Genomic DNA, 21,021 nt, shown 5'->3' with positions numbered 1-21,021 from the left:
GAAACCAATGAAAAGCTTATATGATCCGCATCCAAAAACAAAAATCAACGGATATCCCGACGCGCTCATCGACGGATGGGACGCGATTCGCGCGACGTTGCAACCTCAAGGACCGACGCTCGTGTTCGACACGTATCCGGGCGTATACGACGAGAAAGTGAAGACCGAACTCAAACAAATACCGCACGACGTATGGATCGACGCGATCGACATGTTCAAAGCCAAGGAAACGATTCGCGAACAGCTTCGATACCATATCACGGACGACCGCATTTTCGGACGGATGTACTATGGGGAAATCGACAACTTTATCGTACCGGAAAAGCGGGCCGCGCTGCAAGCGCGCGCCAAAGAAGCGGCCGAGGCGGGACAGCGTGTCATCGTGTACGGGTATGGCGCCAGCCTGATAGCAACCGGGACCCTCGTGTATTTGGATATGGCGCGTTGGGAAATCACGCTGCGCTATCGCAATGGAATGGCGAATTTTCAGGAAGACAATTTCGACGAGGACGCTTTGCGGAAAATCAAACGCGGATTCTTTACCGAATGGCGGGTGGCCGACAAGCATAAACGATCGCTGTTTGATTCCATCGACTATTTTCTCGACACGAACGACATGGATCATGTGAAAATGGTAGCCGGTGAAGCGGTGCGTGCCGGTCTGGCGCAAATGGCGCACCGGCCGTTCCGGCTCGTGCCGTATTTTGATCCGGGTGTCTGGGGCGGCCAGTGGATGAAAGACGTGTGCAATTTGGATCCGGACAAGGAAAACTACGCGTGGAGCTTTGACGGCGTCCCGGAAGAAAACTCGATTTATTTGGATTTTGGCAACGGGTACATCGAGCTGCCGGCCATGGATCTCGTTCTTTACGAGCCAAAACCGCTGTTGGGCGCGTCCGTCTATTCCCGGTTTGGCGCGGAATTCCCGATTCGTTTCGACTTTTTGGACACGATTGGCGGGCAAAACCTGTCGCTGCAAGTTCACCCGCTCACCGAATACATCCACCGCACGTTCGGCATGGCGTACACGCAAGATGAAAGCTATTATATTTTGGACGCCAAAGACGGGGCGACGGTGTATTTGGGCTTGAAAGAAGGCGTCGACAAAGAACAAATGATCGCGGATTTGTACGCGGCTAACCGGGGCGAGATCTTGTTCGACGCCGAAAAATACATCAACAAGTTTCCGGCGAAGAAGCACGACCACTTCCTCATTCCGGCAGGGACTTGCCATTGCTCGGGCGCGGACGCGATGGTGCTGGAAATTAGCGCGACGCCGTACTGTTTCACGTTTAAATTGTGGGACTGGGCGCGTGTCGGGCTGGACGGACTGCCTAGACCGGTTCATATCGACCACGGAAAGCAAAACATTCAATGGGACCGGACGACAAAATGGGTCGAGGACAATCTTGTCAACGCGGTTTATACCGTTCGCGAGGACGAACATGTCAAAGAGGAACATACCGGATTGCACGAGCTGGAATACATTGAAACGCGCCGGTTGTGGATCGAGGACGAGGCGCTGGTGGAAAACGAGGACAATGTCAACATGCTGAACTTGATTGAGGGCCAAATGGCGCGAATCGAAAGCGTGGACGGATCGTTTGAACCATTTGAAGTGCATTACGCGGAAACGTTCATCGTGCCGGCATCGGTGAAAAACTACAAGATCGTCAATCCGACCGATTCGACGATTGGCGTCATTCGGGCGTATGTACGAAAACCGCAAGCGTAACGAAGGAAGGCGATTGCCTTCTTTTTTTTGCGCGTGTCAAACCAACAAAAAAAGGACAGCTTTTTCGCTGTCCCGTTCATTTGAATTAGTGAGCCAGTTCTCCGGTTGCCGGGTCGATGTCCACAAGGACGTTTTCCTGGCTGTCTTTGTCGAAGATGTGGATCTTGTTGTTGTCGAAAGCGAGCTTGATCGTGTCGCCAACACGCACTGGCGTATCCGGCTCCACAGTCGCTGTGATTTGCTGCCCGTTGACGTTGACATACAAGTTGGAAGTCGAACCGAGCATTTCATACACGTCGACATGGCCTTCCACGGTGGAGTCCGCGAATTTCGCGAGCATTTCCGGCGCGTCACCCAGGTCTTCCGGACGGATGCCGACTGTGACTTCCTGACCGTCTTTGTATCCTTTTTTCTTTAAACGGGCCGCTTTGTCCGCGGAAAGTTTCACATCGTGGTTGGCAATCGTCACGAAGACGTCCTCGCCTTTTTCTTTCAATGTCGCTTCGATGAAGTTCATTTGCGGCGCGCCGATAAAGCCCGCCACGAATTTATTGACTGGCGAGTCATACAGATTTTGCGGCGTGTCGATCTGCTGCACTTCGCCATCGCTCATCACGACGATCCGGTCGCCCAGCGTCATAGCTTCGGTCTGGTCGTGCGTTACGTACACGATGGTCGAGCCGAGCTTTTCGTGCAGTCTGGAAATTTCCACACGCATCTGGCCACGCAGCTTCGCGTCCAGGTTGGACAAAGGCTCGTCCATGAGCAAAACCTTTGGATGACGAACGATGGCGCGTCCCATCGCGACACGTTGTCTTTGTCCTCCGGAAAGCGCCTTCGGCTTGCGGTCAAGCAGGCTTTCAAGCCCCAGCGTTTTTGCCGCCTCGTCGACGCGGGCGTCGATTTCGTTTTTCGGCAGTTTGGCAATCTTTAACGGGAATTCCATGTTTTCGCGAACCGTCATGTGCGGATACAGAGCGTAGCTTTGGAACACCATCGCGATGTCGCGGTCTTTTGGCTCCTCGTCGTTGACGCGCTTGCCGTCGATGACCAGATCGCCACCGGTAATGTCTTCCAGTCCTGCAATCATGCGCAGGGTCGTCGATTTTCCACAGCCGGAAGGGCCTACGAAGATCACAAATTCCCCGTCCTGAATATCCAGGTTAAAATCTTTTACGGCGACAAATCCGTTTGGATATGTCTTATTGATGTGCTTTAAATTTAAATCAGCCATTTGAGCATTTTTCTCCTTATCTTGTCATACTTTCTGTTTTTAGCAACATAAAAGCGGTTTCATTTCGGATATTATTTCATGAATATAAAAAAAACTTCAAGTGAAATGCCCGAAGTTTTTCTATTTGTTTTCTTTTTGATCCATTTTGAACACTTGCGCGATGTACATCGCCATAAGCAGGCCGAACGCGATCATGACTATCAGCAAGATCCACAAGTTCCAGTGCCAGACATTTTGACCGAGTCTGGAAATACAGTTGACAAACGATTCCAGCCCGATGCAAATCCACAGGAACTTTTTCTTTTTTGTCCGCAGCGCCTGCATGATGAGCAGCGACCAGCCGATTTGCATGACGAGCAGGCACAACTGCCCGATACCTTCGGCCAGCATCGCCATCGAGGCTCCCGCCTTTACGATGTACGCGGAAGCGAGAAGGCTGATGATGACGTTCATCCCGACCGTCAGCGCCGTTTCAAAACCTCCATAGCCCAAGCCAAACGCGACCGCGTCCATGTTGGACGTGTCGTGCGCCAAAAAGACTTTGATGATCAAATAGCGGAAAAGCTCTCCCAGCGCGGCGCCGGCCAGAGAAAGAAGAATAATATAGAGGGCGTAATGGCCCGAGATCCACGCTTTCACGGATGGCTCGTTGGCGATCAAGGAGACGACAGGAAGAAACAGCGCGATTTGAAAGAGTATGTATGTGAGCGCGCCAAATAGAAGCAGTTTCCATTTTCCCTCATAATGGAGTCCTAAATAGATGACCAACGCAAGCGGAATCAAAATGGAGCAGCAGATCGCGAAGAACTGCGAAAAAATCAACATAACCGATTACCTCATATTTCTAATGCTTTTTTTGCGTTTCATTCCCTATAATACACAAAAAACGTCAATTTTTCCACAATTTTCCCAAGAATTGATATATATTTTGTAGGCTTTTTTCTTTTTATCACAAGAGAAACGCCCAATGTGTCCTATTTGGTATTAAAAGTGGAAAAGTTGGTAGTATCGTGCAAGGTGTTCGAAATAATACGAACCATGCTTTATGCTGTGTCATAGTACAAGCGCTTACAATCGTGGCGCAAATGACTGTTTCTTAGAAAACAAAGGAGGAAGTTTTACAATCATGAAGAAATGGCAAACGATGTTGTCCGCAGGTATGGCGGCAACGATGTTACTTGCAGGATGCGGAAGCTCTGATGGCGGAAGCTCTGAGGGGGGCAAGACAGACGGATCGAAAGGTTCGGTTTACTACTTGAACTTCAAACCTGAACAAGACGAGGCATGGCAGAACCTGGCCAAAAAGTATACAGAAGAAAAAGGCGTGGACGTAAAAGTTGTGACAGCGGCTTCCGGACAGTATGAAACGACATTGATGTCTGAAATGGGAAAAAGCGGCGCACCGACTTTGTTCCAGGTCAACGGGCCAATCGGTTTGAAAAACTGGGAAGACTACGCGTACAATTTGAAAGGCACACCGGTTTTTGATCAGTTGACGAGCGACGCTTACGCGTTGTACAACGGCGACGACGATGTTCCGGCAATCGCTTGCTGTATCGAATCGTACGGTTTGATCGTAAACGAGAAACTGCTGAAAGAAGCGGGCTACACGGTAGACGACATCAAATCGTTCGACGATTTGAAGAAGGTTTCCGACGATATCGCGAAACGTAAAGACGAGCTTGGATTCACGGCTTTCACATCCGCCGGTATGGATGGATCGAGCGACTGGCGTTACAAAACGCACCTGGCGAACATGCCGATCTACTTCGAATACACGGACAAGGGAATCAACTCTTCCGAAGCAATCGAAGGCAAATATCTCGACGAGTACCGCAAGATTTTCGATTTGTACATTACGGATTCGACGGTTCCGGGAAAAGGTCTGGCAGCCAAGACGGGCGACGACAGCCGGAACGAATTTGAAAAAGGCGAAGCCGTATTCTATCAAAACGGTTCCTGGGAATACACGAACTTGAAAGACGCCGGCATGAATCCGGAAGAACTCACGATGATTCCAATTTACTTCGGTGTTGGCGAAGAGGAAAACCAGGGTCTTTGCACCGGTACGGAAAACTACTGGGTTGTAAACAACGAAGCTTCCGAAGAAGACATTCAGGCGACGCTTGATTTCATGGAATGGTGCGTAACGTCCGATGAAGGAACGACAGCGATGGCTGATGACATGGGATTTGTCATTCCGTTCAAAGACGCGAAGAAGAGCGACAACGTATTCGTAGCGAAGGATCAGAAAATGACCGAAGAAGGCAAAACGCCAATCAGCTGGGCATTCACGACGATTCCAAGCGAAGAATGGAAAAACGGTGTTGGTTCCGCGTTGACTGCTTACGCAGCCGATCCAACGGACGCAAACTGGGATAAAGTCAAGACCGCATTCGTCGACGGATGGAAGACGGAATACGATCTGACAAACGAAAAATAGACAGCTGTCTAAAGTTTAAACAAAAATGAATGACAGGCAGATAGAAATGTCTGCCTGTTTCATTTGTATATGAAGGAGGTTCTATGGAACGAACATTAAAAAAATATGGTTGGCTGTTCGTGCTTCCGACACTTGCCGCGTTTACGATTGGATTTATCATTCCGTTCGTAGAAGGTTTGTACTTGTCGTTTTGTCAGTTCACGACAGTAGGGAATGCGACTTTTATCGGATTTGAAAACTATGTTTCCGCTTTGACGGACTCATCGTTCATCCAGTCGGCGGGATTCACGATCCTCGTCGCGATTGTGAACGTGCTGGCGATCAATATTCTCGCGTTTGCGCTGGCGATGGCTTTGACGCAAAAATTGAAAGGAACGAATTTGTTCCGTACCGTGTTCTTTATGCCAAACTTGATTGGCGGTATCGTATTGGGCTACATCTGGCAGATCTTGCTCAACTGCGTGCTGTCCATCGTTGGGGAACCGCTGCTGCGTTTGAACGCGACGGCGGGGTACTGGGGCATTATCATCTTGATGTGCTGGCAGCAAATTGGATATATGATGATCATTTATATCGCCGGACTTCAAAATGTGCCGGATGATTTGATCGAAGCCGCGAAAATCGACGGCGCGACCGACTGGCAGATTTTGTGGAAAATCAAGGTGCCGATGATGATGCCATCCATTACGATTTGCGTATTCCTGACTTTGACGAACAGCTTCAAATTGTTCGATCAAAACTTGGCTTTGACGGCTGGTGACCCGAACCACATGACCGATATGCTCGCCCTCAACATTTATCAGACGTTCTATGCGCGCGCTGGTAAGATGTGGAAAGGAATCGGACAGGCGAAGGCCGTTCTCTTCTCGATCGTTGTCGTTCTTGTCAGCTTCTGGCAATTACGGGCAACCCGCTCCAAGGAGGTACAACAATAATGACAAAGAAAAAGAAAGTGATCAATGTCATCCTGCTCGTCATTTTGATTCCGCTCGCGCTGGCCTGGATTTATCCGATTTTCATGATTTTGAACAACTCGCTCAAACTGGAATCGGCCATCACGACAAGCTCGGCTTTCGATCTTGTCAACGCTTCCACGCTGGGCGGACTGGAAAACTACGTAAAAGCGATCAATTCCTTCGGATTTCTCGCTTCGCTGGGTTACTCGGTTTTGATTACGATCACATCCGTGGCGGCTATCATTATCCTTTGCTCGATGTGCGCGTGGTACATTACGCGGGTGCATACGAAGTTTAGCAACTTCTTATACTATTTGTTCGTATTCTCGATGGTCGTTCCGTTTCAAATGGTCATGTTCACGCTGTCGCAGACGGCGGATATGCTGAAGCTGAACAACCCGTTCAACTTGTGGATCATCTATTTGGGATTCGGCGCCGGACTGGCGGTCTTCATGTTTGCCGGTTTCGTGAAGTCGATCCCGGTTGAAATCGAGGAAGCGGCCATGATCGACGGCTGCACGCCGTTGCAGATTTTCTTCAAAGTCGTTGTGCCGATTTTGAAGCCAACCATGGTTTCCGTCGCGATTTTGGAAGCGATGTGGGTATGGAACGACTACTTGTTGCCAACACTGGTATTGGATATCACCAAATACAAGACGATTCCGATGCTCATCCAGTATTTCCGCGGAAGCTACGGCCGTGTCGAGATGGGGCCGATGATGGCGTCCATCATGCTGACGGTCATTCCGGTTATCGTGGTGTACATTTTTGGACAAAAATATATTATCAAAGGCGTGGCGGCTGGAGCCGTCAAAGGCTAAAAAATAAAAGAAATCGCAAAAGCTCAATGCACGATTGGGCTTTTTGCATGTATAATAAAGCCAAGTGAAAGAGAGATATGAATCTTATGAGAAAAAGTGGAGTATTGTTACACATCACAAGCCTTCCTAGTCCATATGGCGTCGGAACGATGGGCAAGGAAGCGTACGAATTTGTAGACTTCCTCAAGGAAAGCGGACAATCGTACTGGCAGATCCTGCCAATTCATCCGACAAGCTTTGGCGATTCGCCATACGCGTCGTATTCGACATTCGCGGGCAATCCGTACTTTATCGACTTCGACATGCTCGCGCAAGACGGGCTGTTGATTCCTGAAGAGTACAACTGGATCGACTGGGAGAATAAAAAAGACGAAGTGGATTTTGGAATTCTTTATAATAACCGCTTCAATGTGCTGCGGCAGGCGACGAACCGCTTTCTGGAAAATCCGGATCCAAAATACGCTGAATTTTTAGAGGAAAACAAGGACTGGGTCGAAGACTACGCTTTGTTTATGGCCCTCAAAAAACATTTTGACGGAAAGCCCTGGTATGAATGGGACGAGGAATACAAGTTCTACGATCCGAAAAAAGCCGAGGAATGGCGCGAAACGTTCAAGGAAGACGTGGATTTCTACAAAGCGCTGCAATTTTTCTTCCGCAAGCAATGGAACGCGATGAAAAAATACGCCAACGAAAACGGCGTGGAAATCATTGGCGACTTGCCAATTTACGTCGCGCGGGATTCGGTGGACGTCTGGTCGCATCCGGAACTGTTCGCCTTGGATGCGGATTTGAATCCGGAACGCGTTGCCGGCTGCCCGCCAGACGGCTTTTCGGCCGACGGACAGCTCTGGGGAAATCCATTGTACAACTGGGACTATCATAAAAAGACCGGATACGACTGGTGGATTCGCCGCATCGCGTACTTGTTGAATATGTACGACGTGCTTCGCATCGACCATTTCCGCGGATTCGATTCCTACTACGCGATTCCGTACGGGGACAAGACGGCGAAAAACGGAAAATGGCTGGAAGGCCCGGGAATCAGCTTGTTCAAAACGCTGGAAGAAAAAATGGGAAAACAGCGCATCATCGCCGAAGACCTTGGCTTCCTGACGCCATCCGTGAAACAGCTGCTGGCCGACACGGCGTATCCGGGCATGAAGATTCTTCAATTCGCCTTCGATTCCCGCGACGCGGCGGCGATGGACTACTATCCGTTCAACTACCCGGCCAACTCGGTCGCGTACACGGGAACACACGACAACGACACGATCCAGGGATGGTTTAAAAACGCCGACAAGGACGACGTGGCGCTGGCCATCGACTACCTTCAGGCCGACGATCCGAAAAACTATCATTGGACGATGATTCGCGAATTGCTGAAATCGCCATCCGATTACGCGATCGTCACCGCGCAGGATTTGCTTGGACTGGACAGCGACGCCCGCATGAACGTGCCAAGCAAGCTGGGGGGCAACTGGGCATGGCGCCTGCTGCCAGGCCAGCTGAACGAAGAAGTGCAAGACGAGCTTCTTCATTTAACCAAGTTGTTTAAACGCTATCCGCTTGAACGTCTGGAAGAAAAAACAGAAAAAACCGAAGCGTAAATAAAAAGCGCCAGCATCCGTAAAATGCGGAAACCGGCGCTTTTTCTTTTGCTAGTCTTCTACGTCGGAATCGTCTGGCTCCAAAGCGGACTCGCCATCCGCTTTCTTTTCATTGCCGTCGGTTAAAGTCTGCCCGATTAGACGGCGCAGGTCCATCCATCCAAGCTGGCGACGCAAGACGTTTGAGAAAAAATCCTGTGACATATTTTATTTTTGTTCCTGAATATACTGGTCGATATTTTGTTTGATCAAGTCAAAATTGACGCTTCCCGCGCTAAGCAGCGCGTTGTTGAAGTCGACTTCGTCAAAGCGGTCTTTCAGCTGTTCCTTCGCGTCCTGGCGAAGCTGGTTGATTTTGTAAAAACCATAGTAGTACGACATGAACACACCCGGATTGTCCGCCAGCTGGGCGTAAATGTCTTCCAGCGCCGCCGCGTCGAACATGTCGAATTCGGATTTGAACGTGTCCAGATCCATGTTTTCATAATGAACGGCGATGTCCATAAGCAAAACGTAGTAGTTCGACATTAAGTCGTTGTACACGTACATATCGACAAGATCCGGGTCGAGATCAAGGAACTTGAGCGCCTGGTTTTCAACGTACGTCGCGTAGCCTTCGCTAAAGCCCGGATTCGACAAAAAGTATTCAATCGTGTACACAAAGTTTTGTTTATTGTATTGCGCCTGGTACATATGGCCGGGAATGCCCTCGTGCGCCAGCGTTTGATAAAGCGAGATCGCGGTCGGATCGTCGCCATAATCGCGGCGGTTGTAACGAATGCGGTACTTGCTGGTGGAATCGACCGCCGGCAGCATAAAGTACGCCACGATGCCTTCCTGCGACTGATCGTCCGCCAGTGGCTGCAAGTCGTATTCCATCGCCTCCAGCTGCGGGAACTGCTTCGAGTAATGGCTGTTCAAATAAATCAAAATGTCGTCCACGCTGGAAAAATCGGTATGCAAAGACATAAAGTCAATCAAGTTGTTCATATCCTCGTCAATCAAAAGCGACATTTGCGCGCTGATTCCACTCAGCTCCTCCTCGATGTTTTTCTTGATTTCCGGAACGCTGTCGTCGGTGCCCGTCGCCTCCTGGACGAGCAGCTCGTAGTATTCCTTACCGTTTTCCAAAGAGGAAAGGCCGGCCAGCGGCTGGATATCCGGCTTCAAAGCGTTCAAACCGTCGATCATCGTCTGGTACGAGGGGAAAAACGCCTCGTCCAGCGCCATGTTGATTTGCTGCTTGTATTTGTCCGTCGCATCCTTGTCCAGCCCGAGCTGTTCGACTTCCACCATCAGTTCCGCCCGCACCGCGCTGTCGGCCTGGGTGTCCAGGGTGTTTTGACACGTCTGGATCGTTTCGTCGTAATCGAGCATGAGCGTGTCGCGCTCCGCCTGCTTTCGCGAATAATCCAAAGCGTCTTTCGTGTATCGCGGCACATCTTGAATCAAGGTGATCAGCGGGGCGATATCCGCCTCCTCGCGCAGCTCGTATTCGCTAAAGAAGGAAATCAGCGACTGCGGCAATCCGTTCATCGTGCTCCACACGTTGCCCAAATAGCGGAATTTTTCTTCTTCCTCCTTGTCGCTTTGCTCAAACTCGTATTGCAGCTGATCGTAAATGCGCTGCTGCCGGGAATCCAGACTGGACCGGTCAAACGTGTCGAGCTGTTTGTCCAGCTCGTCCTCAAGGGCGAGCGTCTTTTCATCCGGCTCGATGGAACCAAGCGTGATTGTGACATCTTTCATGTCGATCCCGTATTTTTCCGGGTGTTCAAAATAGTGATGCAGCGTCGTGTAGTCGTTTTCGGCGACTTTGACGACATAGTCGTTCAAGTATTCGGTAAACGATTCGTTTTTCGAGGCGCTAGCCGGTGGCTCGTCGGGCTGGGACGGAGCGGCCGAACAGGCGCTTAAACCAAGCGCGAGCGCCAGCAAAAGAGCAATTTTTCTTTTCATCATGTTTTCATCCTTTTCATTTCTTGACCATATTATAACGAAAAGGAACGGGAAAGTGCAATTTTCCGAAACGGGTCTTGATGATGTGCACAATCGCCGGTAAATGGTATAATGAACGCAAAGATTTTGGAAGAAAAGAAGAGGTTGATTTCATTATGAAAACTTTATTCATCGAATGCGGCATGGGCGCCGCCGGCGACATGCTGACCGCCGCCTTGTTCGATTTGGTCGAAGAGAAGGAAACGATGCTGGCGCGAATGAACGCCATCGGTCTGGAAGGCGTTCACGTCCATATCCATCCCGTCCAGCAATGCGGGATCCAGGGCTTGCACGCCCAAGTCCACGTTCACGGCCACGAGGAAGGCGAACACGAGCATGCGCATGACCACGACCACCCGCATGCCGGGCATGGACACGAGCACGCGCATTCCCACCACACGTTAAGCGATGTCCACCGCATCATCCACAAGCTCAACGTTTCGGAAACGGTCAAGGAAAACGCGGTCGCCGTGTACCGGCTGATCGCGCAAGCGGAAGCGAAAGCCCACGACATGCCGATTACGAACATTCATTTTCACGAAGTCGGCACGCTGGACGCCATCGCCGACATCGTGTACGTGTGCATGCTTCTCGAACATCTCGCCTTCGATCAAATTGTATGCTCTCCGGTTTGCACGGGAAGTGGAACGGTGCGCTGCGCCCACGGGATTTTGCCCGTCCCCGCGCCGGCGACCGCCTACTTGCTCGAAGGCATTCCGGCGTATGCCGGTACGATCCAGACCGAGCTTTGCACGCCGACCGGCGCCGCGCTCCTCAAGCATTTCGTCGACCGGTTTTGCGAAATGCCTGTGCTGCGCACGCGCAAAATCGGCTATGGCATGGGAACGAAAACGTTTGAACGAGCCAACTGTCTTCGCGTCTTTTGGGCCGAGGACGAGGAGGCGAGTGACGAAGTGTACGAGCTGCGCTGCAACATTGACGACATGAGCGGCGAAGAGCTTGGCTTCGCGATGGACCGCCTGTTTGAAAGCGGGGCCCGCGACGTGTTTTTGATTCCGCTAACCATGAAAAAATCCCGTCCCGGCGTGTTGTTGAGCGTGATTTGCGCGACTGCGGAAAAAGAGGCGATGGTCCGCGCCATCTTCCGGCACACGACCACGCTTGGCATTCGGGAAAGCCGGTGTTCGCGCTACGTGCTCAAACGCCACATCGAACAAGAGGAAACCCGTTTTGGAACCATTCGAAAAAAGGGCGCGTCCGGCTACGGGATTTTGAAAGAGAAATACGAGTACGAGGATTTGGCGAAATTCGCCAAGGAAATGGGAATTTCTTTATTTGAAGTGAAAAAGAGGTTGAAATGAAAAAGAAACTGCTGTTTTTGCTGGGCGCGGTTTCCGTGCTCGGCGCCTACTACTATCAGGAACGACGAAAAAAGTTCGACGTGCCATCCGCGTACCGGCCGCTGTCGATGGTCACGACACCGCCTTGGGCGCTGGAGAAACCCGTCGTCAAAGCGGCCAACGAATTGCTTAGCCGGTTGCCAAGAAAAGACGTGGACGCGTTCGTGAGCGAGGAAACGTTGAATGGCGTTCCCGTGACGATTTACAGCGCCACCAACGAGGAGGCGCCCGTCGTGCTGTATTTCCATGGCGGCGCGTTCGTCTACGAAGCCGGGCCCCACTACCATGAAATGATGGCCGACTACGCCAACGCGAGCGGGTGCACGATTGTATTCGTCCACTATCGTCCGGAGGCGTATCCCGCGCCGCTCGCCGACGCGATCCAGGTTTTGAAAGCCGTCTATGAAACGACCGGAAAGCCAGTCGGCGTGGCGGGCGACAGCGCGGGTGGCTGCCTTGCGGCCGCGCTCAGTCTTTGGGCGCGTGATCATGGCATGCCGCTGCAGGCCCAAATGCTGATTTATCCTGTGCTCGATCGCGAGATGACGAGCGTGTCGATGCAGGAGTATACCGACACGCCGTTGTGGAACGCCCGCGCCAATCGGGCGATGTGGGAAAACTACACGCAAAACGGCGATTTTGGCTATCCGCAATACGTGTCCCCGATGAGGGAAACGGATTTTTCCGGCTTGCCTTCGACGTACATCGAGGCGCAGCAATTCGATTGCTTGCGTGACGAGGATTTAGAATACGGCCGCCGCTTGTTTGAGGCGGGCGTGCCTGTGCGCACGTATTTGAACAAAGGATTGTTTCATGGCTTCGACGTGTTGTATTCGCAAGACAAAACCAGGGAAATCGTCTTACGGCGCGCGCGGCGGCTCAAGGAAATGATGGAAAACGTCTAGTTCGCTAGGCGCTTTTTTTACAAAAAAAGGGCACTCATTGTGCCCAGTGGATCGTCCCGTTTTCAATGGCCGCGATGGATGCGACGGCGCAGAAGTCGTAGCCGCGCCCGACAACGTATTGATGGCCGGCTTGAAAGCGTTTCTCGATGCAAATGCCGACGCCAGCGATGTGCGCACCGGCTTGATGGATCAGCGACTCCGCGCCTTTGAACGCTTCGCCGTTGGCTAAAAAGTCGTCAATAAACAAAACGCGTTCGTCTGGCTCGATCAAGCCACTTTCCATGCAAACGTTGTATGATTTCTGCTTAGTAAAAGAAAACACCTGAACGCAAAGCGGCTGCCGCATCGTCCGTGGCTCGCTTTTTTTCAAAAAGATAACAGGAACACCCAGTCTTCTCGCCGTGGCGTAAGCCGGCGCGATCCCGCCCGTTTCAATCGTCACGACTTTGGTGATGCCGGCGTTTTTAAAATGATTCGCCAAACATTCGCCAATCGTTTCAATGAGCGGAATGTCAAGCTGATGATTGAGAAACGAATCGACTTTGAGCACGTCGCCGCCCAGCAGGACGCCGCACTGCTCAATTTTCTTTTTCAGTGGATTCATCCAATAAGACTCCTTTTTCCAGTTTGGTGACAATGGTTTGCCCGATTCGATGGTTTTTGATTTCCTTCACATGGATGTCAAGCGGTCCAAGTACAATGTCGAATTTGGTGCCATCTTGCGGAATGTGGCCGTAGCTGCCCAAAACGTAGCCGCTAAACGTGTCGTATTCTTCGACCGGCAGCGGGACGCCTAGCTTTTTTTGCACTTCGTCCAAATCGGCCAGACCATAGATCCGCCACTGGTTTTCGTTGATGGGGTCGATTTCCTCCGGTTCGATTTCGTCGTCGACTTCGTGCATCTCGCCCAAAATCGTTTCAATGATGTCGTGGAGCGTGACGATGCCGGTCATTCCGCCATACTCGTCGAGCACCACCGCAAAATATGTCCGGTGGTTTTTCATCTCGAAAAAAAGATGGTCGACTTTGACGTTTTCGCTGACAAAAAGCGGCTGGTCGACAGCGTGCTTGAGGACGTTGGCTTGACATGTGTCCTCGAGCCGGAAATAGTCGCGGGTATCCAGAATTCCGACGATGTCGTCGTCGTCCTTCCCCGTCACAGGATAAAACGTGTGCCGGTTGTCGTGAATGATCCGCTTCCAGGTCTGGTCGTTTTCATCCAGCGAGAGCGAGACGACTTGCGAGCGATGCGTGCAAATTTCCTCGATCGAGGTATCGTCCAGCTCGAACACGTTTTCGATAATGTCTTTTTGTGGCTCGTCGATGTTTTCGCTTTCGCTGGCCGCGTTGATCATTTCCCGAATGTCCTCTTCGGAAATTTTTTCCTTCACCGGTTTTGGATCTATGGGAATCAGGAAAGTGAATAAGGCGAACACGCGGGCGATGGAACGAAAGAGCGGGAGCGACCGTTCGCAAAGCGCTTCGTGTGTGGAAGCCCAGCGGCACGGCAGCAGCTCGCCAAAAATAAATACGATATATAAATAGAGCGCCAGCTCTATATAAGGATTGACGACGCGGGAGCGAAGGCAGAAAAACAAGCCGGCGCACAGCGCGAGCAGTTTCAGCCAAAGAATCGTCTTGCTTGTTTGCTTAAAGACCTGGTCCGGGTCGTCGGCAATAGCGGTTTGCCCGAAAGTGAAAAATCCGTAAAGAGCCACGCACAGGATGCTCAAGGTCAACGGCTCCATAAGGCTGCTCCTTCCGGATGGGTTTTGGGCTTGGGCCAACTATCGTCTGATTTCATAAATTTGTTTGCTTCCTTTCTTTTCTTGAACAGTACAATCATACACAATTTAAAAGACGTTTTCAATGTGGCGCCAGGCCGGGTGCGTCGCAGCCGCCAAAAATGAAACCGTTTACGAAAGGCGGCGCATGTCTTTCGCTTTTTGACTGGCAGGTGTGGTAGAGTTAAGCATATGAAAAAAACGATGATCCAGTACTTTGAGTGGGATTTGCCGGCCGATCGCACTTTGTATAAAAAACTGACAAACGAAGCTTCCTCCCTGGCCCGGACCGGCTTTAATATGGTGTGGATGCCGCCAGCCACCAAAGGGGCGGGCGGAGTCTTCGACGTTGGATACGGCGCGTACGATTTGTACGATTTAGGCGAATTCAACCAAAAAGGCAGCCGGAGTACAAAATACGGAACGAAGGCGCAGTACTTGCGCGCGATTGGCGCGCTCCAGCACAAGCAAATCGACGTCATCGCGGACGTGGTGCTCAATCATAAAATGGGCGGCGACACGCTTGAGGACGCGATCGCCAGCACCGTGATTCGCTACGATCGCAACGAAGTGCAGGAAGGCACGCATCCTGTCAAAACGTGGACGGGCTTCACGTTCGCGGAAAGAAACAACACATATTCCTCGTTTCAATGGACATGGCGCCATTTCACGGGCACCGACTACAACGCCGCGACGGGTCAAAACGATATTTTGCTGTTTGAGAACAAGCGGTGGAACGACCGCGTCAGCCATGAAAACGGCAATTACGATTTTATTATGGGCTGCGATGTCGATTTCACGAATCCGGACGTTCTTTCGGAATTGTACACGTGGGGCCGCTGGTACACCCAACTCACGGGCATCAACGGATTCCGGCTGGACGCGGTCAAAAACATCGACTCTTCCTTTTTTAAATGCTGGCTGGAGGAAATGCATCGAACCGGCAACCATCCGGACTTCGCGGTTGGGGAGTTTTGGACGGGCGACCTTTGGGAGCTTAAACAATATTTAAAGGATTGCGACTACTGCATGCGCCTCATGGACGTGCCGCTTCATTACGAGTTGCAGCGCGCTTCGATGTCGAACGGAACGTACGATATCCGGCATTTGTTTTTGAACACCCTCTCGCGCACCGATCCACATCACGCGTGCGCGTTTGTCGACAACCACGACACGCAACCGGGACAGTCGCTGGAAAGCTGGGTGCTGGACTGGTTCAAAACGGCGGCGTACGCGTCGATCCTGTTGTATAGATGCGAATGTCCGTGCGTTTTTTATGGCGATTATTACGGCTTGCCTTCCTCGGGACGGGAGCCGGTGCACAATTTGCGGGAAATGGTTTGGATCCGCAGCCATCTGCTGAGCGACAACATGTTGGATTTGTTTGACGAGGACCGGCAGAAGGCGTGCTGGATGGCGTATGGTCCCCATCCGGTTGTCGTGATTTACACAATCGCGGACTGGAAGGAAAAAGTGTTCACCGAGCCAAACTACGCGGGATACCGGATGGTGGATGTGATGGAGCCTTCGCACGTCGAAACGTTTGACGCGCAGGGAACGATTCGCGTCACGTGCCGCCCGGGCTGCGCGTCGGTGTACATTTTGGAAAAGGACTACACGCGGATGAAAAAGGAACTGGAAAAAGCCGTGCCAAAGCGCGGACGAAAAACGAAACGGATTTAAGATGCCTCCGGGCGTCTTTTTTTGCGCGCACGTAAAAAAGCCCGCGTCAAACGGGCTTTTGGCTGTCAGGCTTTCATCAACGAAGTGTAAATATAGGATTCAGTTTCTGCGGACCGGCATCTTTTTTCTGCAAGGCATTTTGGTAGGGGGAAAGGTCGGCCGAATGATGCGTCATCAAGTACGAGATGATCGTCTTTCGGGTCACGATCCCGATAAAAATGTTGCGGTCGTCAACGACTGGCACGTAGTTTTGCTCAAGCGAACGATTGAACAACTCACTCATTGAGATGTTGAACGGCACGGCAGGCATGAATCCATCGCGGACGAGCTCGCTGATTTCCACCGTGGAAATTTGCTCGTGCGTGATGTGCGGGTGATCTGTGATGTAGTACAAGAAATCCCCTTCGGTTACAGATCCTAAATAGTGGCCTTGATAGTCGATGACCGGAGTCGCGGTGAATCCGCTTTCCCTAAAAATGCGGAGGCCTTCACCGAAACTCAGGTTCCCATATAAATAATGGGTGTTTTTTTTGTTTTTTAAAAAAAAGAAAATGTTTTGTTCCATGAACTCCTATTACTCTCTATTCCGATTCTAAAATACAATCATCGAACCGGTTTCAAAAGAAAATGGGAAATTAGGGTGCCAGACAAAAGTCCCCTTCTTTTGTATCTGGTTTCATTATATCCTAAAACAAAAAAGATCTTTGTTTTTTTTGAACAATGAACCATTTATGCCGAAAGACCGGTCGATTCCACCGGATCTTTCCGCTTTGTTCTTATATTGTAACAAAATATATAATACAATCCAAGGAGCGCAATAATTTTTTTCTCTTCCCCCTGTAACAAATCCATTCTTTTGCGCATGAATAGATGAAAGGAGAAAAGCATGGAAAATTTTGAACAAGTGTATCAGGAGCACGCCCGACTCGTTTACCGCTATCTTCTTTCTCAATGCCATGACGAATTTGTCGCGGAGGAGCTTTGCCAGGAAACGTTTTACCAGGCGTTTCGCTCTTTAAAGCAGTACGACGGGACATGCCGTTTATCGACGTGGCTTTGCGCGATCGCGAAAAACCAGCTTCGTGCCTACCGTCGCAAGCATCCGGCCATGGAGGAACTTGACGACCGTTGGCTGGCCGCCTCGAGCGAAAACGAGCGCGGAAAAGTCGAATTGCTCCGGGCGATGCAGACGTTGCCGGCCCCGCAGCGGGATATCGTGTATTTGCGGATGTATGGCAATTTGAGCTTCGCGCAAATCGGCGACGTGCTTGAAAAAAACGAGACTTGGGCGCGAATCAATTTTTATCGAGCCAAGGAAAAGCTGCGAAAGGAGATGGAAAACAATGAAAACGAATTTACCGCATGAGGTGGTGCTCGACTTGCTGCCGGGTTATATCGAGCATTTGAACCACCCGGAAACGGACGCGCTCGTCCAGGCGCATTTGAACGCGTGCCCGTCGTGCGCCCAAACGTATGCGCGCATGGCGCACGAAATGGACAGCCCGCCCGAACACGCGCATGAAATCGACTATTTGAAGAAGATCCGGCGGCGCGGCCGGTGGAAAGTCGCGGGCGCGGCGCTGCTGGCTATCGTGCTGGTTTTTGGAAGTTTTGGCTTTTGGACTTACGGAATCGGCAAGATGGCGCCGACCCGGTCGCTTCGGTATTTTCTGTATGTGAGCGAACCGTGCGTCGTCATCGACGGGTCGATGTTGAACGAATCGGAAACCGTCAAAGGCGTCCAGTGGAAGCAGGACGGATCGACGTTGGTTGCCACGATTCGCACGGTTCCGAAGCGAACCGACGCGTCTTCGACGTTTCACTCGCAGTATTCGCCAAGCGCGCCTGTCGAAACGGTTGTCGTCAACGGGCGCGTCGCCTGGGAAAACGGGGAAAAAATCGAGCAGTCGACGAGCCGGCTTTACGACTTGCGAACCCCGGGTGGCGACGATTTGGAAAAGATCCGCCAGATCGTGGCGTTCGATGGCGCGATCCAGGACTTCGATGTGGCGTTCGAGGCCGGAACGGTGTCCATCGAAACGCCGGAAGACGTCGACGCGACCGCGATGAAAGCGGCGTCGCAGCGGCTGCTTGCCTTGGTCCAGGTGGCGCATACCGTGCGCTGGAACGACCGCGTTTCCTATCGTTGTTCGGATTTTTTGGAAGGGGACAAGCTCAAGGAGGCGTACGACCATCCACTCGTCTTGCAGCAGGCGCTGCAAAGCGGGCAGGCGAACCGGACGATTGCGTATGCGTGGGACGATCCAGCCATCGAAATGGTGGAACTTCGTTTGTGGAACGGAGATGAACTGCGGAAACGATTTGGAACCACGTCGGCAGGACAGTCGAAAGTGCCGCTGGAGGATGGTCCGGTGACGATTGGCGTGCGGGCGAAAAAGGAAGGCGAATGGCATGATTTTGGCACGCGAAAACTGGAACTGGACCCGGATACGTATTCGGTGCTCGTTGAGGTGAAAGCAAACGGATTCGATGTGCAAGGAGGTGGAATCCAATGAAACGATGGAAAGCGGGTTTGATGGTGGCGCTGCTGGCCGGTATGGCGGGGTGCGCCCCGATGAGTCAGCCGGTCGCAAAGGAGAGCGTTGTGCATACGCTGGAAACGGCGTATCGGCAGGCGAAGGACGCGAAAGAAAGCGCGTACCGGATGGAAACGGCTTCTCTGGACGCGCAAATGGATACGGGAAACTGGCAGCGGGAAATGATGTGGGAAGAAGGCGGCGCCACTTACGAGTACATAGAGTACGCGCACAAGGATTTGCCGGAGGAGGACGCGGGATTTACCCTTTTCCGGCAACAGGAAAACACATGTTTGACAATCCGGGGCACGCGTACGGAAGATGATTTTTTGATGGAGTCGTTTGGGGTGGAAGAAAACACCCAAAAGGCCGGGATGGCGGTATCGGCGCTTGAACCGCTTTTGGATGTGCAGGATGGAAGCATGCGTGGCGTCAATCCGGATTACACGTTTGAGCAGGATGGAACCGTGATTCGGGCGCGCTTGGCGGATCGGGCGCGAGCGGAGGAGGAAGCGCTGAATCGGGAAGGCGACGATCTTGTGGCCATCAAAATAGAGCGGGATGAATATGAGATCGCGGTGGACGCGCAGGGTGCGCTTCAGCGGATGAAGCATGTCGTGGCCCGGACGTTTGAGGATATGGATCAGGCGTGGCCGATTTCCCAGGAGTCCACCATCACCAAGACCGGATCCTTTTTGTCGACGGCCGAAAGAGCGGCGCTGATCGGACTGTTTGACGAGCTACCTTAAAAATTTGCCAGCCATAGGGTGGTGTGGTACCATGGGGAAGCTTGCTTGTGCGTCAAGCCAGGTCAAGCGGAAAAAACACACTATAATGGAGTTTGAATATGAGAGGTACCGCAAATGGCAGTAAACAATGAAAAAGTGTTTTCCGGTCTTGTTTATTTACCAAAAGGCCGGGCGGACGATACAGTGATTGAGGGCTGCATCGTATTGGAGGGCGGCGCTTTTCGCGGCGTGTATGGCGAAGGCGTTTTGGACGCTTTGATGGAAGCGGGCATCAATATGCAGACGACGATTGGAACGTCGGCAGGCGCATTGAATGGCATGAATTATGTGTCGGGACAAATTGGACGGTCGGCCCGAATCAATTTGGAGTATCGTCACGATTCCCGGTACGTGGGCCGGCAGGCGCTCATACACAACGGGGGCGTGGTTGGTTTTGATTTCGCGTTGCAGCAGGATTTGGAAGACAATCCGTTTGATATGGAGCGGTTCATGGATCCGCGTCGCCGCTTTATCGCGGTCGTGACCAATATCGCGACGGGAAAAGCGGAATATATGGAAAAGGGAAAGGTCGACAACATTTTGAAGGCGATCCAGGCGTCCGCGTCGATGCCGATTTTCTCCCGGGCAGTGGAAATCGACGGGCAGTACTACCTGGATGGCGGTTGCGCGGATAAGATCGCCTTTCAATGGGCGCTGGATCAGGGGTTTAAGAAAATCGTGGTTGTCAAGACCCAGCCGGACGACTATCGCAAGCCGCCGATGAGCGAAAAGGAAAAGAAAGCGTTCAATACCGTGTTTCGCAACCATCCGCAGTTTTGCGACGTGTTCGCGAAATCCAACGATTTGTACAACGAGCAATGTGACGAGATCGCGCGTCAGCATCGTCGGAAAAACCTGTTCGCGATCGCGCCAAGCGAATACATTCCGGTTTCCCGGCTGGAAAAAGACATGGAGAAGCTGGGACGGTTGTATTATTTAGGCTATCACGATGGCCGGAAAATCATTCCGGCGCTGAAGCAGTATTTGGAAATCGACTAGAAGCTGAAGCGATTCAGCTTCTTTTTTTTTATGTAACTTATTCTTTAATTTTTGTAAAAAAAAGCGCATAAAAACCCTATTTTGAAAAACAGTGTTAATTTGTATCTCTTCCATCAAGACATTTGAAGTGCCTGATTCCTATACTCCTCTGGAATCTCTATGCCCAG

At 51.5% G+C, this 21,021-nt stretch carries 19 protein-coding genes and 1 pseudogene; 12 read left to right on the top strand and 8 right to left on the bottom strand.

Annotated elements, in window-relative coordinates; translation table 11 throughout:
- Positions 1 to 7 precede the first annotated feature (7 nt).
- Positions 8 to 1,735: a class I mannose-6-phosphate isomerase gene (locus E5336_RS00090; protein ID WP_135979056.1), complete on the top strand. Its 1,728-nt coding sequence runs from the start codon at positions 8 to 10 to the stop codon at positions 1,733 to 1,735.
- 85 nt (positions 1,736 to 1,820) lie between these two features.
- On the opposite strand, the gene E5336_RS00085 is transcribed toward E5336_RS00090, so the two are convergent.
- Together E5336_RS00085 and E5336_RS00080 are read right to left on the bottom strand one after the other, a co-directional pair.
- A complete protein-coding gene (locus E5336_RS00085; protein WP_135979055.1) occupies positions 1,821 to 2,969 on the bottom strand; it encodes an ABC transporter ATP-binding protein in 1,149 nt (382 codons plus the stop codon).
- A gap of 120 nt (positions 2,970 to 3,089) precedes the next feature.
- Positions 3,090 to 3,794, bottom strand: coding sequence for a YhfC family glutamic-type intramembrane protease (locus tag E5336_RS00080; RefSeq protein ID WP_135979054.1), 705 nt, complete (start codon positions 3,792 to 3,794; stop codon positions 3,090 to 3,092).
- A 301-nt stretch (positions 3,795 to 4,095) separates the two neighbouring features.
- Here E5336_RS00080 and E5336_RS00075 point away from each other — a divergent pair, with 301 nt between their 5' ends.
- The 4 genes from E5336_RS00075 (at position 4,096) to malQ (ending at position 8,799) form a co-directional block, all read left to right on the top strand.
- The gene (locus E5336_RS00075; RefSeq protein ID WP_135979053.1) at positions 4,096 to 5,412 is read left to right on the top strand and encodes an ABC transporter substrate-binding protein; all 1,317 of its coding nucleotides are present in this window, start codon (positions 4,096 to 4,098) and stop codon (positions 5,410 to 5,412) included.
- An 83-nt stretch (positions 5,413 to 5,495) separates the two neighbouring features.
- Complete coding sequence (locus E5336_RS00070) at positions 5,496 to 6,347, top strand: carbohydrate ABC transporter permease (RefSeq protein ID WP_135979052.1); 852 nt, start codon at positions 5,496 to 5,498, stop codon at positions 6,345 to 6,347.
- The gene (locus E5336_RS00065; RefSeq protein WP_135979051.1) at positions 6,347 to 7,189 is read left to right on the top strand and encodes a carbohydrate ABC transporter permease; all 843 of its coding nucleotides are present in this window, start codon (positions 6,347 to 6,349) and stop codon (positions 7,187 to 7,189) included. The genes E5336_RS00070 and E5336_RS00065 overlap by 1 nt, the downstream gene beginning before the upstream one ends.
- 86 nt (positions 7,190 to 7,275) lie before the next feature.
- On the top strand, positions 7,276 to 8,799 hold the full coding sequence (malQ, locus tag E5336_RS00060) for a 4-alpha-glucanotransferase (protein ID WP_135979050.1): 1,524 nt from the start codon (positions 7,276 to 7,278) through the stop codon (positions 8,797 to 8,799).
- A gap of 51 nt (positions 8,800 to 8,850) precedes the next feature.
- Here the strand turns inward: malQ and E5336_RS12310 are convergent, their stop codons facing one another.
- Both E5336_RS12310 and E5336_RS00055 read right to left on the bottom strand, forming a co-directional pair.
- Positions 8,851 to 9,003, bottom strand: coding sequence for a hypothetical protein (locus tag E5336_RS12310; protein WP_168353476.1), 153 nt, complete (start codon positions 9,001 to 9,003; stop codon positions 8,851 to 8,853).
- A 3-nt stretch (positions 9,004 to 9,006) separates the two neighbouring features.
- The gene (locus E5336_RS00055; protein WP_135979049.1) at positions 9,007 to 10,761 is read right to left on the bottom strand and encodes a DUF885 family protein; all 1,755 of its coding nucleotides are present in this window, start codon (positions 10,759 to 10,761) and stop codon (positions 9,007 to 9,009) included.
- A gap of 152 nt (positions 10,762 to 10,913) precedes the next feature.
- On the opposite strand from E5336_RS00055, the gene larC reads away from it, so the two are divergent.
- Complete coding sequence (gene larC, locus E5336_RS00050; protein ID WP_135979048.1) at positions 10,914 to 12,119, top strand: nickel pincer cofactor biosynthesis protein LarC; 1,206 nt, start codon at positions 10,914 to 10,916, stop codon at positions 12,117 to 12,119.
- Entirely contained in the window at positions 12,116 to 13,063 is a 948-nt protein-coding gene (locus E5336_RS00045; RefSeq protein ID WP_135979047.1) for an alpha/beta hydrolase, read from the top strand. The genes larC and E5336_RS00045 overlap by 4 nt, the downstream gene beginning before the upstream one ends.
- A gap of 34 nt (positions 13,064 to 13,097) precedes the next feature.
- On the opposite strand, the gene E5336_RS00040 is transcribed toward E5336_RS00045, so the two are convergent.
- Together E5336_RS00040 and E5336_RS00035 are read right to left on the bottom strand one after the other, a co-directional pair.
- The gene (locus E5336_RS00040; RefSeq protein ID WP_135979046.1) at positions 13,098 to 13,667 is read right to left on the bottom strand and encodes a xanthine phosphoribosyltransferase; all 570 of its coding nucleotides are present in this window, start codon (positions 13,665 to 13,667) and stop codon (positions 13,098 to 13,100) included.
- Positions 13,642 to 14,811, bottom strand: coding sequence for a hemolysin family protein (locus tag E5336_RS00035; protein ID WP_135979045.1), 1,170 nt, complete (start codon positions 14,809 to 14,811; stop codon positions 13,642 to 13,644). Before E5336_RS00035 ends, E5336_RS00040 begins: the two co-directional genes overlap by 26 nt.
- 228 nt (positions 14,812 to 15,039) lie before the next feature.
- Between E5336_RS00035 and E5336_RS00030 the strand changes: the two genes are divergently transcribed.
- Positions 15,040 to 16,530 carry an alpha-amylase gene (locus E5336_RS00030; protein ID WP_135979044.1) on the top strand — a complete coding sequence of 497 codons (1,491 nt, stop codon included), beginning with the start codon at positions 15,040 to 15,042 and terminating at the stop codon, positions 16,528 to 16,530.
- Between the two features lie 76 nt (positions 16,531 to 16,606).
- Here the strand turns inward: E5336_RS00030 and E5336_RS00025 are convergent, their stop codons facing one another.
- Entirely contained in the window at positions 16,607 to 16,924 is a 318-nt protein-coding gene (locus E5336_RS00025) for a CBS domain-containing protein (RefSeq protein ID WP_277820719.1), read from the bottom strand.
- Positions 16,925 to 17,095 (bottom strand): annotated as a pseudogene (locus E5336_RS12505) (CBS domain-containing protein); the annotation flags it as partial.
- Positions 17,096 to 17,416: 321 nt separating this feature from the next.
- On the opposite strand from E5336_RS12505, the gene E5336_RS00020 reads away from it, so the two are divergent.
- From E5336_RS00020 to E5336_RS00005, 4 genes are all read left to right on the top strand, one after another.
- The gene (locus E5336_RS00020) at positions 17,417 to 17,896 is read left to right on the top strand and encodes an RNA polymerase sigma factor (protein ID WP_135979042.1); all 480 of its coding nucleotides are present in this window, start codon (positions 17,417 to 17,419) and stop codon (positions 17,894 to 17,896) included.
- On the top strand, positions 17,874 to 19,046 hold the full coding sequence (locus tag E5336_RS00015) for an anti-sigma factor family protein (RefSeq protein WP_135979041.1): 1,173 nt from the start codon (positions 17,874 to 17,876) through the stop codon (positions 19,044 to 19,046). Before E5336_RS00020 ends, E5336_RS00015 begins: the two co-directional genes overlap by 23 nt.
- A complete protein-coding gene (locus E5336_RS00010; RefSeq protein ID WP_135979040.1) occupies positions 19,043 to 19,816 on the top strand; it encodes a hypothetical protein in 774 nt (257 codons plus the stop codon). Before E5336_RS00015 ends, E5336_RS00010 begins: the two co-directional genes overlap by 4 nt.
- Positions 19,817 to 19,930: 114 nt before the next feature.
- Entirely contained in the window at positions 19,931 to 20,854 is a 924-nt protein-coding gene (locus E5336_RS00005; protein ID WP_135979039.1) for a patatin-like phospholipase family protein, read from the top strand.
- The last annotated feature ends 167 nt before the right edge of the window (positions 20,855 to 21,021 follow it).

This window comes from Dubosiella muris (assembly GCF_004793885.1).
GTDB classification, from domain to species: domain Bacteria; phylum Bacillota_I; class Bacilli_A; order Erysipelotrichales; family Erysipelotrichaceae; genus Dubosiella; species Dubosiella muris.
The sequence above is the reverse complement of the archived record's forward strand: the minus strand, read 5'-3'. Positions and strand labels throughout refer to the sequence as shown.